Annotated in this window: 12 protein-coding genes and 1 tRNA gene; 7 read left to right on the top strand and 6 right to left on the bottom strand. The window is 67.3% G+C overall.

Going from position 1 to position 16,421, the window contains the following annotated elements; genetic code table 11:
- The first annotated feature begins 139 nt into the window (after window positions 1-139).
- Window positions 140-1,597 carry a pyruvate kinase gene (pyk, locus tag D9V41_RS11975; RefSeq protein ID WP_121794814.1) on the top strand — a complete coding sequence of 486 codons (1,458 nt, stop codon included), beginning with the start codon at window positions 140-142 and terminating at the stop codon, window positions 1,595-1,597.
- A 363-nt stretch (window positions 1,598-1,960) separates the two neighbouring features.
- Here pyk and D9V41_RS11980 read toward each other — a convergent pair.
- A tRNA-Leu gene (locus tag D9V41_RS11980) sits at window positions 1,961-2,043 on the bottom strand.
- 32 nt (window positions 2,044-2,075) lie between these two features.
- Between D9V41_RS11980 and D9V41_RS11985 the strand changes: the two genes are divergently transcribed.
- Window positions 2,076-2,681, top strand: a complete 606-nt coding sequence (locus D9V41_RS11985; protein WP_279432347.1) for an ANTAR domain-containing response regulator — start codon at window positions 2,076-2,078, stop codon at window positions 2,679-2,681.
- Between the two features lie 139 nt (window positions 2,682-2,820).
- On the top strand, window positions 2,821-4,080 hold the full coding sequence (locus tag D9V41_RS11990) for an ABC transporter substrate-binding protein (RefSeq protein ID WP_121794815.1): 1,260 nt from the start codon (window positions 2,821-2,823) through the stop codon (window positions 4,078-4,080).
- Between the two features lie 220 nt (window positions 4,081-4,300).
- Here the strand turns inward: D9V41_RS11990 and D9V41_RS11995 are convergent, their stop codons facing one another.
- From D9V41_RS11995 to D9V41_RS12010, 4 genes are read right to left on the bottom strand one after another with little or no spacing between them, the layout of a single operon-like run.
- A complete protein-coding gene (locus D9V41_RS11995; RefSeq protein WP_121794816.1) occupies window positions 4,301-5,089 on the bottom strand; it encodes an ABC transporter ATP-binding protein in 789 nt (262 codons plus the stop codon).
- Window positions 5,082-5,996: an ABC transporter ATP-binding protein gene (locus D9V41_RS12000; protein ID WP_121794817.1), complete on the bottom strand. Its 915-nt coding sequence runs from the start codon at window positions 5,994-5,996 to the stop codon at window positions 5,082-5,084. Before D9V41_RS12000 ends, D9V41_RS11995 begins: the two co-directional genes overlap by 8 nt.
- Window positions 5,986-6,975, bottom strand: a complete 990-nt coding sequence (locus D9V41_RS12005; protein WP_121794818.1) for a branched-chain amino acid ABC transporter permease — start codon at window positions 6,973-6,975, stop codon at window positions 5,986-5,988. The genes D9V41_RS12000 and D9V41_RS12005 overlap by 11 nt, the downstream gene beginning before the upstream one ends.
- A 4-nt stretch (window positions 6,976-6,979) precedes the next feature.
- The gene (locus D9V41_RS12010; RefSeq protein WP_208006845.1) at window positions 6,980-8,290 is read right to left on the bottom strand and encodes an ABC transporter permease subunit; all 1,311 of its coding nucleotides are present in this window, start codon (window positions 8,288-8,290) and stop codon (window positions 6,980-6,982) included.
- Window positions 8,291-8,515: 225 nt separating this feature from the next.
- Here D9V41_RS12010 and D9V41_RS12015 point away from each other — a divergent pair, with 225 nt between their 5' ends.
- Both D9V41_RS12015 and polA read left to right on the top strand, forming a co-directional pair.
- Window positions 8,516-9,121, top strand: coding sequence for a GNAT family N-acetyltransferase (locus tag D9V41_RS12015; protein ID WP_121794820.1), 606 nt, complete (start codon window positions 8,516-8,518; stop codon window positions 9,119-9,121).
- Between the two features lie 43 nt (window positions 9,122-9,164).
- The gene (gene polA, locus D9V41_RS12020) at window positions 9,165-11,828 is read left to right on the top strand and encodes a DNA polymerase I (protein WP_166376022.1); all 2,664 of its coding nucleotides are present in this window, start codon (window positions 9,165-9,167) and stop codon (window positions 11,826-11,828) included.
- A gap of 6 nt (window positions 11,829-11,834) precedes the next feature.
- Here the strand turns inward: polA and D9V41_RS12025 are convergent, their stop codons facing one another.
- Complete coding sequence (locus D9V41_RS12025) at window positions 11,835-13,037, bottom strand: lipopolysaccharide biosynthesis protein (RefSeq protein ID WP_121794822.1); 1,203 nt, start codon at window positions 13,035-13,037, stop codon at window positions 11,835-11,837.
- Between the two features lie 160 nt (window positions 13,038-13,197).
- Here D9V41_RS12025 and D9V41_RS12030 point away from each other — a divergent pair, with 160 nt between their 5' ends.
- Window positions 13,198-13,728, top strand: coding sequence for a hypothetical protein (locus tag D9V41_RS12030; protein WP_121794823.1), 531 nt, complete (start codon window positions 13,198-13,200; stop codon window positions 13,726-13,728).
- On the top strand, window positions 13,728-16,364 hold the full coding sequence (locus D9V41_RS12035; protein ID WP_121794824.1) for a YhgE/Pip domain-containing protein: 2,637 nt from the start codon (window positions 13,728-13,730) through the stop codon (window positions 16,362-16,364). Before D9V41_RS12030 ends, D9V41_RS12035 begins: the two co-directional genes overlap by 1 nt.
- The last annotated feature ends 57 nt before the right edge of the window (window positions 16,365-16,421 follow it).

The raw sequence follows: 16,421 nt of genomic DNA on the forward strand, positions 1-16,421 counted from the left end.
GAGCATCCTCATCTGTCATGGTCATCAGTGTCGTCCTTCAATCAGGAGACGAACCACTTACACAAACCATCTGACACGCCCGTATCGAGACCACGAGCCGGACTCGCGAGTAGCTTCCGGGCGGCACTAGGCTGGACGCGTGCGTAGAGCCAAGATCGTCTGCACCCTCGGACCGGCCACCGACACCGCTGAGCGCATCCTCGAACTCGCGATCGCGGGCATGGATGTGGCCCGGCTCAATATGAGTCACGGCGACCAGGAGGAGCAGCTCAAGCGACTGGACCGGGTCCGCCGGGCCGCCGAGGCGACGGGCAAGGCCATCGCCGTGCTGGCCGACCTCCAGGGCCCCAAGATCCGGCTCGGCCGCTTCCAGGACGGGCCGTACGAGCTCAAGTACGGTGACACGTTCACCATCACCACCGACGACATCGTCGGTGACCAGTCCCGGGCGTCGACGACGTTCAAGGGGCTGCCCGGCGACGTCGCTGCCGGCGACGAGATCCTCATCGATGACGGTCGGGTGCGACTGCGCGCCACCGAGGTCACCGACACCGATGTCGTCACGACGGTCGAGGTCCCCGGCCCGGTGAGCAACAACAAGGGCATCAACCTCCCCGGCGTCAACGTCAGCGTTCCCGCGCTCAGCGAGAAGGACGTCGACGACCTGCGGTTCGCGCTGCGTGCCGGCGTGGACTTCATCGCGCTGTCGTTCGTGCGGAACGCCTCCGACGCCGAGGACGTGCGTCGGATCATGGCCGAGGAGGACGTCTTCGTCCCCGTCATCGCGAAGATCGAGAAGCCGCAGGCCGTCGAGAACCTCGACGACATCATGGACGCGTTCGACGGCTTCATGGTCGCGCGCGGCGACCTCGGCGTGGAGCTGCCGCTCGAAGACGTGCCGCTCGTGCAGAAGCAGATCATCGAGAAGGCGCGCCGTAACGCCAAGCCCGTCATCGTGGCGACGCAGATGCTCGAGTCGATGATCTCCGCGCCCCGGCCCACCCGCGCTGAGGCGTCCGACGTGGCCAACGCGGTGCTCGACGGCGCGGACGCCGTCATGCTCTCGGGTGAGACCAGTGTCGGGCAGTTCCCGGTGCAGACCGTCAAGATCATGTCGCGCATCATCGCGTCGACGGAGGACCATGGGCTTCCGCGCATGGCTGCGTACACGTGGAAGGCGCGCACGAAGCGCGGCATCATCTGCCGTGCGGCCGCCGACGTCGCCGAGGCCGTGCAGGCCGAGTACGTCGTGGCGTTCACGACCAGTGGTGACACGGCGCAGCGCATGGCTCGCTACCGTTCGTACATCCCCGTCATCGCATTCACGCCGCACGAGAAGGTGCGCAACCAGCTCGCCCTGACCTGGGGTGTGGAGACGTTCCGGGTGCCGGAGGTTCGCCACACCGACCAGATGGTCCTCCAGGTCGACCGGGCGTTGCTCGAGATCGGCAAATGCGCCGAGGGCACGAACGTCGTCATCGTTGCCGGCGCCCCTCCGGGAATTCCGGGTTCCACGAATGCGCTCCGCGTCCACCAGATGGGCGACGCGATCAACAAGGTCGTCCCGGCGTACGAACTCGACGAGACCCCCGGCTGAGTCAAGGCCCGCGAGGTCCCGCGGTCCGCGCGACTTTTGGCCAGTTGTGGCCCTTCTCCGGGCTGGAAACGGGCTACAACTGGCCAAAAGTTGGGGGATTGGCCCGGAGTTCCGCGATGTGGAATCAGCGAGTCGGACTGCCAGGTGATGTAGGTCAGCCGTGCGTGATGGCTCACGCTGTGAACCTGTCGTTCCGTTGTGCCCGAGGTGCCGGAAGGCAGAGCCGTAGGTGGCGGCACCCCGCGGAAACCCACGGCACGAGTGTGCTCACTCGGACGTGCCGGCGGGGCCGGCACGCGGCTTCGCCGGTCGACTGGTCTCCAAGCTCGGGAGACGACGCCCCGAGTTCGGTCGCGTGAGACGTGCCGGGTGCGGGATTCGAACCCGCACGCCCTTGCGGACAATGGTTTTTGAGACCATCGCGTCTACCATTCCGCCAACCCGGCTATGCACGTTAGGTGCCCGATAACCTTACGGGGTGACTTCCCAGACGAATGCCCCGACCCCTCCGCGCGTCGTGATCGCCGAGGACGAGGCACTCATCCGTATGGACCTCGCCGAGATGCTCGCCGAGGAGGGCTACGACGTCGTGGGCCAGGCCGCCGACGGTGAGCAGGCCGTCGCCCTTGCCATGGAACACCGACCTGATCTAGTCGTGATGGACGTCAAGATGCCCAAGCTCGACGGGATCACGGCGGCCTCACAGATCGCCCGGGCACGGATCGCGCCGGTCGTCATGCTCACCGCGTTCAGTCAGCGCGATCTGGTCGAGCGGGCCCGCGAGGCCGGGGCCATGGCCTACCTCGTGAAGCCGTTCTCCCCCTCCGACCTCGTTCCGGCGATCGAGATGGCGCGCAGCCGATTCTCCGAGATCGCTCAGCTGGAGGCCGAAGTGAGCGATCTGTCCGAGCAGTTGGCCGCGCGCAAGGCGGTCGAGCGGGCCAAGTCGATTCTGCAATCATCGCTGGACCTGAGCGAGCCCGACGCTTTCCGCTGGATCCAGAAGACGGCCATGGACCTGCGGCTGTCGATGCGCGAGGTCGCGGAGGCCGTCATCGAGCAGGGGCCGTCACTCGGGCGGTGAGTGTGATCTCGATTACAACTTGACTACGAAACATGCCAATCACGCAGGAGTGCGCCCAACGTCACAAAAGCGCACTAGATTTTCCTCCAACGCGTGCGGGAGTCCTGCCCGGACGCTGTCTCACTCACACGGAGGATTGATGAAGCGCACACGCAACACGCTGCGCCTTGCCGCCGTGGCCAGCGCGAGTGCTCTCGTGCTGGCCGCCTGCGGCGGCGGTGGCGGTAGTGACGACGACGCCGGCGACAGCACCGAGATCCCCGAGGGCGACGGTGTCCTGACCATCGGTTCGCTGTTGCCGCAGACCGGCGACCTCTCGTTCCTCGGTCCTCCGGAGTTCGCGGGCGTCGATCTCGCGATCCAGGAGATCAACGAGGCCGGCGGCGTCCTCGGTCAGGAGGTCAAGGGCGTCAAGGCCGACTCCGGCGACGGCACCCCGAACATCGCTCCGGGCGAGACCGACAAGCTGCTCAACGCCGATGCGGACGTGATCGTGGGCGCGGCAGCCTCGGGCGTCTCGCTGGCCGTCATCGACAAGATCGTCGGTGCCGGCGTCCTCCAGATCTCGCCGGCCAACACGTCGACGACGTTCGACGAGTATGACGACAAGGGCCTGTACTTCCGCACGGCACCCTCGGACATCCTCCAGGGCGCGGTGATGGCCAACCTGTTGGCCGAGGACGGTGCACAGAACGTCGCCATCCTCGCCCGTCAGGACGCCTACGGGGAGGCGCTCTCGGACCAGATCGAGCAGGTCTTCACCGACGCCGGCGGCACGGTCGCGGCGAAGGTGCTCTACGACGCGAACGCCTCGACCTTCGGCTCGGAGGTCCAGGAGGTCGCCAACTCCAACCCCGATGCGATCGTCCTGGTCGCGTTCAACGAGACGACCAAGATCATCCCCGAGCTGATCAGCGCTGGCGTGGGTCCGCAGGACGTGCAGACCTACTTCGTCGACGGCAACACCGCCGACTACAGCGCGGACCTGCCGCCGGGCACGCTCGAGGGCGTGCGCGCGACGTACCCGGGCGCGGAACTCAGCGACGAGTTCCGTGAGCGGCTGCTGAGCATCGACCCGAACCTCGACAGCTTCACCTACGGACCGGAGTCCTACGACGCCGTGATCCTGGTGGCGCTCGCCGCGATCGCGGCCGACAACGACTCGGGCCAGGCCATTGCGTCGGAGATGCAGAACGTGTCCGCCGACGGCACCAAGTGCACGACGTTCGCCGAGTGCAAGGAGCTGCTCGAACAGGGCGAGGACATCGACTACGACGGTGTCTCCGGGCCGATCGAGTTCGGCGACACGGGCAGCATCACCGCCGCATCGATCGGTATCTTCCAGTACAACGCCGAGAACACGTTCGAGCCGGTGGAGTTCAAGGCCGGTCAGATCTGATCGGACCCGCTCCGCAGTGAGCGATCGCCCCGGGCTTCGGTCCGGGGCGATCGTCGTTCGTGGCGCGCGTCGAGCCTGCGCGGCAGCCACGCTAGCTAGGGTGACCGGAACAAACGCGGAGGCCGGGGGCCACGGATGCCCGCTCGGGTCCAACCGGGAGCTGAGCAACGACGAGGGCCCCAGGAGCCAGGCTCCCGGGGCCCTCCTCGCGGCGCTGGACTCAGCCGGCGTCGCGCTGGCCGAGCGTGCCGAGATAGAGCTCGATGACCTTCGGGTCGTCGGCCAGTTCGCGGCCCGTGCCGGTGTAGGCGTTGCGGCCTTGGTCCAGCACGTAGCCCCGGTCGCAGATCTGCAGGCACCGGCGGGCGTTCTGCTCGACCATGACGACCGATACCCCGGCCCGGTTGATGTTGCGGGTCTGGACGAAGACCTCATCCTGCAGGACGGGAGAGAGGCCGGCGGACGGCTCATCGAGGAGCAGAACCGACGGGTCCATCATCAGCGCTCGTCCCATCGCGACCATCTGCCGCTCGCCGCCGGAGAGGGAACCGGCGCGCTGCTTGCGCCGTTCGCCCAACCGCGGGAACAGCTCGGTCACGAAGTCGAAACGCTCGGCGAACCGCTTGGGCTGCTGGTAGCAGCCCATCTGCAGATTCTCCTCGATCGTCAGGCTCGGGAACACGTTGTTGGTCTGGGGCACGAAGCCGATGCCCTTGGTGACCAGCTGGTCGGCGCGCAGGTTCGTGATGTCCTCGCCGTTGAGCTTCACTGTTCCGGTATGCACCGTGACGAGACCGAACAGCGCCTTGAGCAGGGTCGACTTTCCGGCTCCGTTGGGACCGATGATGCCCACCAGCTCTCCTGGCTGGCAGTACAGGTCGGCACCGTTGAGAATGTTCACGCCGGGCAGGTAACCCGCGATGAGGTTGTCCGCGCGCAGGATGGCCCCCTCGGCGGCGGCGAGGTGAGCCTCGCGCTCGGGCGTCGTGGTGGTCGCGTCGTCAGTCATCCTTCGCCTCCTGGTCCAGCTCGGCCGAGGCCTCGGCTTCGATGCTCGCCGCGTCGAGCTCGCTCAGGTCCGCATCGTGGTGCGCACCGAGGTACGCGTCGATCACGGCGGGATCTGACATGATCTGCTCGGGGCGCCCTTCCGCCACGATCTTGCCCTGCGCCATCACGATCACCCAGTCGGAGATGTCGCGCACCATGTCCATGTCGTGCTCGACGAACAGCACGGTGCGTCCCTCGTCGCGCAGCGACTTCACGTGTCCCAGCAGCGACTGCTTGAGCGCCGGGTTCACGCCCGCCATCGGCTCGTCGAGCATGATCAGCTCGGGGTCGACCATGAGGGCGCGCGCCATTTCGAGGAGCTTGCGCTGCCCGCCCGAGAGCGATCCGGCGAAGTCCTCGCGCTTGGCGTCGAGCTTGAAGCGGCGCAGCAGCTCGTCGGCGCGCTCCGTGTTCTCCTGCTCCTGCGGACGCCACAGCGGCGGGAGCAACGAGAGCCAGAAGCGCTCGCCCCGTTGGCCGGTCGCACCGAGGCGCATGTTCTCGATCACCGTGAGCTTCGACAGCACCTTCGTGAGCTGGAAGGTGCGGACCATGCCGAGGCGGGCGACCTTGAAGGCCGGGAGCCCGGCGAGCCGATGGCCGTTGAACGACCAGTCGCCGGAGTCCGGCTTGTCGAAACCGGTCAGCAGGTTGAACAACGTGGTCTTGCCCGCACCATTGGGCCCGATCAACGCCGTGATGACGCCGCGTTGGATCTCGAGATGTTCGACATCGACGGCCGTGAGCCCGCCGAACGTGCGGGTGATGTCGTCGCCGACGATGATCGGGTCGGGCTTGGGTGCCCCGGGCGTGTTCGGCACCGAGGCGAGGGCCTCGCGGCCCGTCGCTGAGGTCTCAACGTCCATCGATCGCGATCTCCCTACGGTCTCCGAAGATGCCCTGCGGACGGAAGATCATGAGGGCCATGAGTCCCGCGCCGACCAGGATGAAACGAACCAGGCTCGCCTGAATGTCGGACATGACCACGTCCGGGATCAGGTCGATGGACGCCGCGGAGCTGAAGAAGCCTCCGAGGAACGTCATGAGGAACCAGAAGATCATCGCACCGATGACGGGCCCCAGCACGCGACCGGCGCCGCCGAGCAAGAGGGCGGTGTAGGCGAAGAACGTGATGTCGGTGGCGTAATCGGTGGGGATCACCGACTGTTGCTTGATCGCGAGCATGAAGCCGGCCAGCGCGCCGAACATGCCGCCGAGGATCAGCGCCTGCATCTTGTAGGAGAACACGTTCTTGCCCAGCGAGCGCACTGCGTCCTCGTCCTCGCGGATCGACTTGAGGACGCGGCCCCACGGGCTGCGCATGAGCGACCAGACCGCCAGGCAGCTCAGCGCGACCAGCACCCAGCCGACCGTGAACACCCACGCGTCGTTCGCACTGAAGCTGAAGAGACCGAAGTCGAGGCGGCTCGAGTACGGGTTCAGGTCGTAGAAGGTGTCGGCGAACTGCTGACGGCCGTTGCTGCCGCCGAACCAGTCCGACAGCGTGACCGAGCCGAAGACGAGGCGGAGGATCTCCGCGCTCGCGATCGTCGCGATGGCCAGGTAGTCGGCGCGCAGCCGCAGGGTCGGAACACCGAGCAGTAGGGCCAGCAACAGCGCGGCACCGAAGCCGATCGCGATACCGACCCAGAAGGGCAGTCCCCACGTGGCGACGCTGGCGGCCAGCCCGTAGGCGGCCACGGCCATGAAGCCGGCCTGACCGAAGTTGAGCAACCCGGTGTAGCCGAAGTGCACGTTCAGGCCGATGGCGGCCAGGGCGTAGACGATGGCGTCGGGCCCGAGGGCCGAGGCCATGGCGTTCGAGAAGATCGATCCCCAGTCCATGTCGTCATCCGATCCGCTCGCGGCGCCCGAGGATGCCCTGTGGCCTCACCAGGAGGATGAGGATGAGCACCAGCAACGCCGGGGTGTACTTGAGTTCGGCCGGCACGCCCAGCACGGGGGAGACCTCGACCATGATGCCGACGACCATGCTGCCGATGAGCGCGCCCCAGATGGTGCCGAGGCCGCCGAGGGTCACGCTGGCGAACACGAGCAGCAGCATCTTGAAGCCCATCTGGAACTCGACTTGCTGATCGACCGCGAGCAGGACGCCGGCGAGACCGGTCAGCGCGGTGCCGATGATCCACACCCATCCGATGATCCCGTCGACGCGCAGGCCCGACGAGGATGCCAGGGCGGGGTTGTCCGCGACGGCGCGCGTCGCCTTGCCCAGTCGCGTGGTCATGAGGGCGGCGCAGACGAGGGCGATCGCGACGAGCGCGATCGCGATGATGGCCATCTCCTTGGGCGCGAGCGACACCGGGCCGAGGGAGACCCGCTGCTGGGAGACGTACTGCGACAGCGACTTGGTGGTGCCGCCGAACACGTACTGGTAGACGTTGCGCAAGAAGAGCGCGAAACCGATCGAAACGATCATCATCGCGACCAGTCCGGTGCCGCGCCGCCGTAGCGGCCGCCAGAGTCCGCGTTCTTGCACCCAGCCGAAACCGGCGGAGACGAACACGGTGAGGATGCCGGCGACGACGACTGGCAACCCCAACCCGCGGTTGAAGCCGTAGACGACGAGGCCACCGAAGGTGATGAGCTCGCCGTGGGAGAAGTTGGTGAGGCCGGTCGTGCCGAACACCATGGAGAGACCGAGAGCGGCCAGGCCGATGATGAGGCCGAACTTGATGCCCGAGACGGCGCCGGTCATCAGCTTGCTGACGAACCCGGCGCCGGCTGCTCGTTCGTCGGCGATGGGGAACTGCACGCGCATGTCGCCGGAGATGACCACGTTGACGCTGCGCTCGTTGCCTCCCTCGCCGCTGAGTTCGGTGTCCTCGGGGAGGGTGTCCTCGTCCACCGTCACCGTGTACGAACCGAGACCGGGGATCGGAATGGAAACGCGGCCCTCCTCGTCGGTGGTGCCTTCGCCCACCGTCCCCGAGTCGTCCGACACCTCGATGTCCACGTCGGGCACGGGCGTGCCGGGCTCACCTGCTTCGGTGCCCCGGGTGTCGAGGAGGACGACGGTGATCGAGTTGTCCGGACTCTCGCTCGGCAGCGCGGCGGGCGATGTTCCATATGCGCCACCGGCACCGAGGAGGATCGCCCCCAGCATCAGTACGCATGCCGCAGCTAGTCGCTGTCGCACACACTTCTCCTGTGTCTCGTGTCCGGGCACGGTACTGCCCGCACGTTCCGGATGAGCATAGGTGCATTCGCAGGGGGTGTGCAGTAAACGCTGGTAACAGTTCGGTTTCGTTCTTCGGCCGCCCGGCCGGTCCCCGACGTGGGGACGAGGACTGGGCGCCACGCCAGGAGAGGCGTACGCTGTGGCCTGGTCGGGGGGGCTGGTTAGCGGACGGAAGGGTGGGGCATGGGAGCACGGCCGCCGGTGACGCTGCGGGACGCGACGATCGATGACGCCGAGAAGCTGATCCGGCTGTGGGCTGCCTGTGCCGCCGCGGCCGGCGATGAGCATTCCGACACGTTCAGCCAGCAGCTGCTGTGGCGTGAGCCGACGTGTGAGGAGGCCGCCGAAGCCCTCGCCTTCAACTTCGCGCGGCGCGGACGCCGCATCATCGTCGCCGTCGACGAGCACGAGCAGGTCGTGGGCGCCGTCGTCGGTGATCTCGGCACGCTCACCCCGATCAGCGGGTCGCGCATCCTGATCGTCACCGACATTCAGGTCGCACCGGAGTTCCGCCGCAAGTCCATCGCCACCGTGTTGCTCTCGGCGATGGCCGCGCACGCTGAGGAGCAGGGGTGCGAGATCACCCTCGCCTCGGTGCCCGTCCACGCACGCGAGTCCAACCGCTATCTCGCCAAACTCGGCTTCAACCAGATCGCTGTGCTGCGCGCGACGCAGACGAGTCGCCTGCGGGCTCGGCTCGACGGCAAGGTCGCGTACTCCAAGGTGACGGGTCGGCTGCTGGCCGTGCGGCGCACGCTGCGACGCCGCGTGGGCAGCCCGGTCGGCTGACCGTCGGTCCTTCCTGTCGGCCTCTCGGTCTAGGGTGGCTGTCGTGGACCGACTCCTGCTGATCGACGGCCATTCAGTCGCTTACCGCGCCTTCTTCGCGCTACCGGTGGAGAACTTCTCCACCACCACGGGGCAGAGCACGAACGCTGTCTTCGGGTTCACCTCGATGCTCATCAACGTGCTGCGCGACGAGCGGCCCACCCATGTCGGTGTCGCGTTCGACGTCTCGCGCGCCTCGTTCCGCACGGAGCAGTACGCGGAGTACAAGGCCAATCGCTCCGCGTCGCCGCAGGAGTTCAAGGGACAGGTCGAGCTCGTCAAGGAGGTGCTGGACGCCCTCGGCATCCAGTACCTCGAGAAGCCCGGTTACGAGGCGGACGACGTCATCGGCACGCTCACCCGCCAGGCCGAGGAAGCCGGCATGGAAGTGCTCATCTGCACGGGTGACCGCGACTCCTTCCAGCTGGTCAGCGACCGCACCACGATTCTCTACCCGAAGCGGGGCGTCTCCGATCTCGCTCGTATGACACCGGCCGCCGTGGAGGAGAAGTACGGCGTGCCCCCGCAGCGGTATCCGGACCTGGCCGCGCTGGTCGGCGAATCGAGCGACAACCTGCCGGGTGTGCCCGGCGTGGGACCCAAGACGGCCGCCAAGTGGATCAACGCCTACGACGGCCTCGACGGCATCGTGGCGGGCGTCGACGGCATCGGCGGCAAGGCGGGGCAGTCGCTGCGCGACCACCTCGACGACGTCCTTCGCAACCGCCGGCTCAACGCGCTGGTGTGCGATCTCGACCTGCCGGCAGGACCAACCGACCTCGGTTTCACGACGGAGTGGAACCGCGACGCGATCCACCGGGTCTTCGACGCCTTGGAGTTCTCGGCGCTGCGCGAGCGGCTGTTCGACTATCTCGGCGGCGGCGACGAAAAGGCATCCGCCGACGCCGCGGTCGAACTCGCTCTCGCGCTTCCGGGGCAGGGCGAGGTGAAGGCGTGGCTGGACGCCCATGCCACCGGCTCCGTCGTCGGTGTGGACGTGATGGGTGCGCTGCGGCCGTCGGGAGCGCGCGCGGACACCATCGCCGTCGCGACGCTCGACGGTCACGGCATGTGGGTCAGCACCGACACGTTGACCGACCAGGACGACGCGGCGCTCGCGGCGTGGTTGGCCGATCCGGAGCGCGCCAAGGTGCTGCACGACGCCAAGGGGCAGGTTCATGCCCTGGCCGCCCAGGGATGGAGCGTCGACGGAGTCGTGGCGGACACTGCGTTGGCCGCCTACCTCGTCCGTCCCGACCAGCGTTCCTACGACCTCGCCGATCTAGCGGTGCGCTACCTGCACCGCGAGATCAGCGCCAGCGACGACTCGGGACAGTTGGCTTTCGACGACGACTCCGCCGGCGCGCAGAGCGCCGTCCAGCGGGCGCGGGCAGCGGTCGATCTGTGGGCCACCTTGGAGCCGCAGGTGGAGCAGCACGGCGCGCTCGACCTGCTGCGCACCGTCGAGCTTCCGCTCATCCGCGTGTTACGGCAGATGGAGGCCACCGGCATCGCCGTCGACGGTGCGCACCTCGACGCATTGCACCAGGAGTTCACCGAGCGCATGCTCGGCGCGGCGCAGGACGCCTACGCGGTGATCGGCCGCGAGGTGAACCTCGGGTCGCCCAAGCAGTTGCAGGTCGTGCTCTTCGAAGAGCTCGCGATGCCCAAGACCAAGCGCACCAAGACCGGCTACACCACCGACGCTGACGCGCTCCAGTCGTTGTACGCCAAGACCGAGCATCCCTTCCTGGAGCATCTGCTGGCCCACCGCGACGTCACCCGGTTGCGGCAGACCGTCGAGGGGCTGCAGAAGACCGTTCAGTCCGACGGTCGCATCCACACGACCTACTACCAGACGATCGCGGCGACCGGGCGGCTGAGCTCCGCCGACCCCAACCTGCAGAACATCCCCATCCGCACCGAGTCGGGACGGCGGATTCGCGAGGCGTTCTGCGTCGGTGAGGGCTTCGAAACGCTCCTGACGGCCGATTACAGCCAGATCGAGATGCGCATCATGGCGCACCTGTCCGAGGACGCCGACCTCATCGAGGCGTTCCGGTCCGGGCACGACTTCCACACCGTCATGGCGGCCAAGGTCTTCGACCGCGCGCCCGACGACATCGACGGCGGGTTGCGGGCCCGCATCAAGGCGATGAACTACGGCCTCGCCTACGGTCTGTCCTCATACGGGCTGGGGCAGCAGCTCGGCATCACCCCGGGCGAGGCGCAGGTCCTGATGGACGACTACTTCCAGACGTTCGGTGGAGTGCGCGACTATCTGCAGGGTGTGGTCGACGACGCCCGCCAGACGGGTTTCACCGAGACCATCATGGGGCGCCGCCGGTACTTGCCCGATCTGCAGAGCGACAACCGGCAGCGTCGAGAGATGGCCGAACGCATGGCGCTCAACGCCCCGATTCAGGGGTCGGCCGCAGACATCATCAAGGTCGCGATGCTGGGCGTCGAGCGAGCGCTCCGCGAGTCCGGGCTACGGTCACGCATGCTGCTGCAGGTGCACGACGAGTTGGTGCTCGAGGTCGCGCGCGGCGAGCTCGACCGCGTCGAGAGCCTCGTCCGCGAGCAGATGGCCGGTGCGGCCGCGTTGTCGGTGCCGCTGGACGTCTCGGTCGGCGTCGGTCGGACGTGGCACGAGGCCGGGCACTAGGGCGCGTCAGGGTGTCCGGGCCGGTGCTGAGCGACGCTCGGTTACCAGCGGCAGAGCAAGCAGCACCGCGCACAACGTTCCCGAGCATCCCGCGACGATGAGCACGAGCCCCGTCGTCTCGACGTCGAGCGCGTACGCGAGGGCCACGACGAACGCGAGCGCGACCCAGATGAGCGCTGTCGCGCCCTTCGCGCGGCGGGCCAGGGCGTCGAACACGAGCATGTGCGCCAGCGCGAGGAACGAGCCGGAGAGTGCGAACAGCCACAACCGGTCGGCGATCTCGGCGTACTGCGGACCGCCGACGAGCGCGAGCGCGAGCTGCGGCAACGCGAGGGTTCCGCCGATGACGCAGATTCCGAGGAGCGTCACCGCGGCGGCTGCCACCAGACGCGAGCGATGGCTTTCGTCGCGCGAAAGCGTCGGGAACAACACGACGCTGACGAACTGGGGGAGGAACAACGTGGCTTTCGTGAGGATCAGGCCGGCAGCGTAGAGACCGCTGTCGTGAGGGTCGAACAGGTTCCGGGCGATGAGGGCGTCGGCGTTGCTGAGGACGAAGTAGGACAACAGTGCGAACGCCGATCCGGCCGTCTCCGTCAGAAGCGGGCGCACGTCGTCGTGTACACCGCGGATGCGCAACAGGCCCAGCCCGGCGATGACCGGCAACCACGCGCCGACCGCCAAACCGAGCATGGCACCGGTCGCGTCGGAGAACAGCAGGATGCCGGCACAGCCTCCGATGAGCCGGCCGAAGCCGTTGCCCAGGTAGATGGCGGACAGCTTGTGCCAGCGCTCGCAGCCCTGGGCGACCCCCGCCTGTGCCCCCATGACGGTCAACGGCACGATCATCGCGCCGCATAACGCGACGGGAACAGGAGAGTCGAGGCGCAGCGCCGGTGTCATGATCACGGTGGAGCAGGCGACCACGACGCCCACCGCGGTGGAGACGCCCCACGTCACGCGGGAGGCGGCCCCGATGATCGCGGCCCGGCGTTCTGCCGGAGCTACCGACAGTTTGCGCGCGATGGTCGCTTGGAGTCCCAACGACACGACGTTGGCGACGAGGATGATGCTCAGCAGTGCCGTCACGGCGCCGAATTCCGCCGGGATCAGCATGCGCGCGGCCACCAGGTTGAAGCCGTAGGTGACGACGTTCATGACCATCATCGCAGCGGCGACGAGCGTCGCAGAACGGAGGCGGACCTGCACGATAACTGAACTTACGGCAGACGGGACCGCTCTGCCGAAGCTGGTAGCAAACTCGCTCGGCGGGGTCATACCCAAATCCGCGAAAGTGTGATCTGATTCACTCCGGAGAAGGGAGTTCTCGGGCCTCACCCCCATCGTTTCGAGGCCCGAGCAGTCACACATGACCAAGGGAGAGTTGGTCGCCGGTGCCCTGTTGGCGCTGGCGGCCGTTGTATTCGTATTGCTCGGCGAGAGTCTGGACCTCGGCATTGCCTTCGTGGCGATCCTCGGAATCGGGCTGGGCGCCGTCATCGCTCTGGTACCGCATCGATCGCTCGGCCTGCGGGTCGCTGCGTTCGCTGTGGGCCTCGTCGTCGCCTGGGTCGGTTACGCCCTGCGCGTCGCCGTGCTTCCCGACACGTCCGTCGGCCGTGCCGCGACCGTCGCGGGCGTCATCCTCGTGCTGACGGCCATCACGGCAGTGGCGCGCGGTCGCCTGCCGTTCTGGGCCGTACTGCTCGGGGCCGCCGGTTTCGCCGGTGCCTACGAGCACGTGTTCGCCGAGAACCCGCCGCTGTTCGCCACCGAATCCGTGTCCACGATGACGAGCCTGCTGCTCGCGGTCGTGGTGGGACTCGTCGTGACGGTGCTGTGCGTGGATCCAGGGTCGCAGTCGCGCTCGGCCACGGCCGACGAGAGGGAGTTGGTCTGATGTTCTCGAAGCGTAAGTACGCGGTGGCCACCATGGCTGCGGTCAGCGGATGCCTGCTCGTCGCCGCTCAGGCGCCGATCGCTGGAGCGGTGTCCGCTGCGTCGGGCGTCTCCGGCGACGTGTCGATCACGAACACGGAGACCGTCGACGCCAAGCTCACGGCGGACGGCCGGGTGTCGTCGCAGCGGGTCTATGACCAGCTGGTGCTGAAGGGCGACGGATCGGTCGAGATCGACAATCCGGTGGCCGACGGGGCCCGGAACCTCAACGGCTTCGGAGGGGTTTCGGTTCGCGACGGGAAACAGCGCGTCTCGACGAGTGTCAAGGGCGAGAAGGCGTACCGCACCGTGGCGGACTACGACGGTGAGTTGCCGGTCGACGTCCGTGTGGAATATCGACTCGACGGCGAGAAGGTCGAGCCCAAGGACATCGTCGGCAAGAGCGGCACCCTCGAGGTGACGTACCACGTGCGGAACATGACCGGCGAGCAGCAGGACGTCACCTACGTGGACGGCGAGGGCAGGACCAGGACCTCGACCATGGCGGTCGTCGTGCCGCTGGTCGGCTCGATGTCGACCGTCCTGCCGGCGAACTTCACCAACGTGCAGTCCGAGCAAGCCAACGCGGCAGGCGACGGCAAGGGCGGGACGCTCCTGTCCTTCACGATGACCTTGTTCCCGCCGATCGGCGCTGACCGCACGACCTTCGGCTACACCGCCGAGATCGAAGACGGTCTCGTGCCGGAGGCGAACATGTCGGTGCTTCCGGTCAACCCGCTGACGAGCCCGTCGTTCGCGGGAGGTGCCGCGAGCTACAAGGGCGGCGCGGATTCGGGTGCGGAACTGACCGAGGGTGCCGCCACCATCGATCAGAACCTGCTGAAGATCCGCGACGGAGCCGAGGAGCTCGTCGCCGGCATCCTCCAACTCGATGCGGGTGCCGGCGAGCTCAAGGACGGAACCGGCCAGCTCTCGACCGGAGCCAAGAAGCTCAGTGTTGGAGCACGAGATCTCAATTCCGGAGCTTGGCAACTTCGTGACGGTGCAGCCCAAGCGGACGATGGGGCACGCCGACTCAGCTCGGGTGCCTCCGAATTGCGAGCAGGTTCGGCGCAACTTCGAGCAGGCGCGGGGCAGGTCAGTGATGGAAACGCCGCCCTGTTCGTCGGCCTTCAGCAGATCGCTGCAGGTGCTGCTGCGCTGTGGGCTGGAAGCACGGATCTCGATGAAGGTGCCTCGCTCCTAGTAACTGGTGCCGGCGCTCTGGATGATGGGGCCCAGCAGCTTAACGGTGGCCTCGGTGCTCTCGCCGATGGGACCTCGGATGCTGTGGCGGGGTCTGAGACCTTGAGTGCGGGCGCCATCGCACTCGCAGACGGCGCTGAAGCGCTTGACGGCGGGCTCGAAGAGGCGGCAAAGGTTCCTGCTCAGCTCATCGCCGGGATGAACCAGCTGTCGACCGGGTTGGACCAGTTGGCGAGTGGTTTGCCTCGAGCGCGAGATGGGGCGGGAGCAGTCGCTGGCGGACTGACCCAGTTGAGCGGGTCGCTGGCGCAGGTCATCACTGGTCTGCAGTCAGTACGAGGATTCTCCAATCTAATCGCTGATCCTGAGGAAAGGCAGGCGTTCGAAACGACGGTGGACCAGCTGATCGGCGGACTCCAACAGTCGAATGCCGGAGTGACGAGCAGCATGCTGCCTGCGCTCGAACAGGTGGTAGCAGGTCTGCAATTTGCTATCGACGGGGTGGGCGACCAGTCCGAACCGGCCAGCTTGCGCGGTGGTGCCGCAGCTGTGACGAGCGGGCTGGAGCTCCTGGATGTCGGTCTTGTCGCAGCTAGAATTGGCGCGGGCGATGTGCTTGGCGGCGCCGTCCTTCTGCGCGATGGTCTGGGTGATCTAGCGGGTGGACTGAGCGACCTCGACGCTGGCGCAGGGGCGCTTCTAACAGGAGCCGGCGATTTGGCCGCGGGGACTTTTCAGCTCCGGGAGAACTCCCAGATGCTGAAGCAGGGGACGACGGAGTTATCCCACGGTTCTGGGCTCGTTAGCGCAGGTGCAACAGATGCAGCGGGAGCGTCGGGTCAGTTGGCTGCTGGTTCAGCTCAACTTGCCGGCGGTGCCAATCAACTTGATGGAGGCCTCGCGCAGTTGGCTCCCGGTGCGGGCGAACTGGCGAATGGGACGGCGCGTCTCGCGACCGGAAGTGGGCAACTCGCGGCCGGTACGGCCGAGCTCGCTCCCGGTGCGCGAGAACTGGCTGCCGGCGCGGGCAAGCTCGACGCGGGTGCCGGCCGGCTGGCTGACGGTCTCGGACAGGCGGCGGGCTCGGCCCCGCAGCTTCCCGAGGGTGCGCAGCAGCTGTCGGATCAAGGCACGTCGCAGCTGAAGAACGTCGGCAACGCGACGGCGATGGACTACGGACAGAAGTACGCGCTGATCGAGGCGGGTGCCGAGCGTGCCGCCGAGCTGCAGCCGTACGGAAGCCCGGAGGGCGCCGTCTCACGTGCGGCATACAAGCTGACGTTCGCCGCCGAGGACGGCGAGGATCGCGCCAACCTGGTGCGCGGTGGCGCGGCCGCCGCCATCGCCCTGCTCGGACTCGGCGGACTCGCCATCCGGCGCAAGCTGAGCTGACGCGAACGACGAACCGGGATGTGCTGGCGAAGGCCGGCGCATCCCGGTTCGTCGTTA

The sequence above is a fragment of the Aeromicrobium phragmitis genome, from assembly GCF_003674095.1.
Taxonomy (GTDB): Bacteria; Actinomycetota; Actinomycetes; order Propionibacteriales; family Nocardioidaceae; genus Aeromicrobium; species Aeromicrobium phragmitis.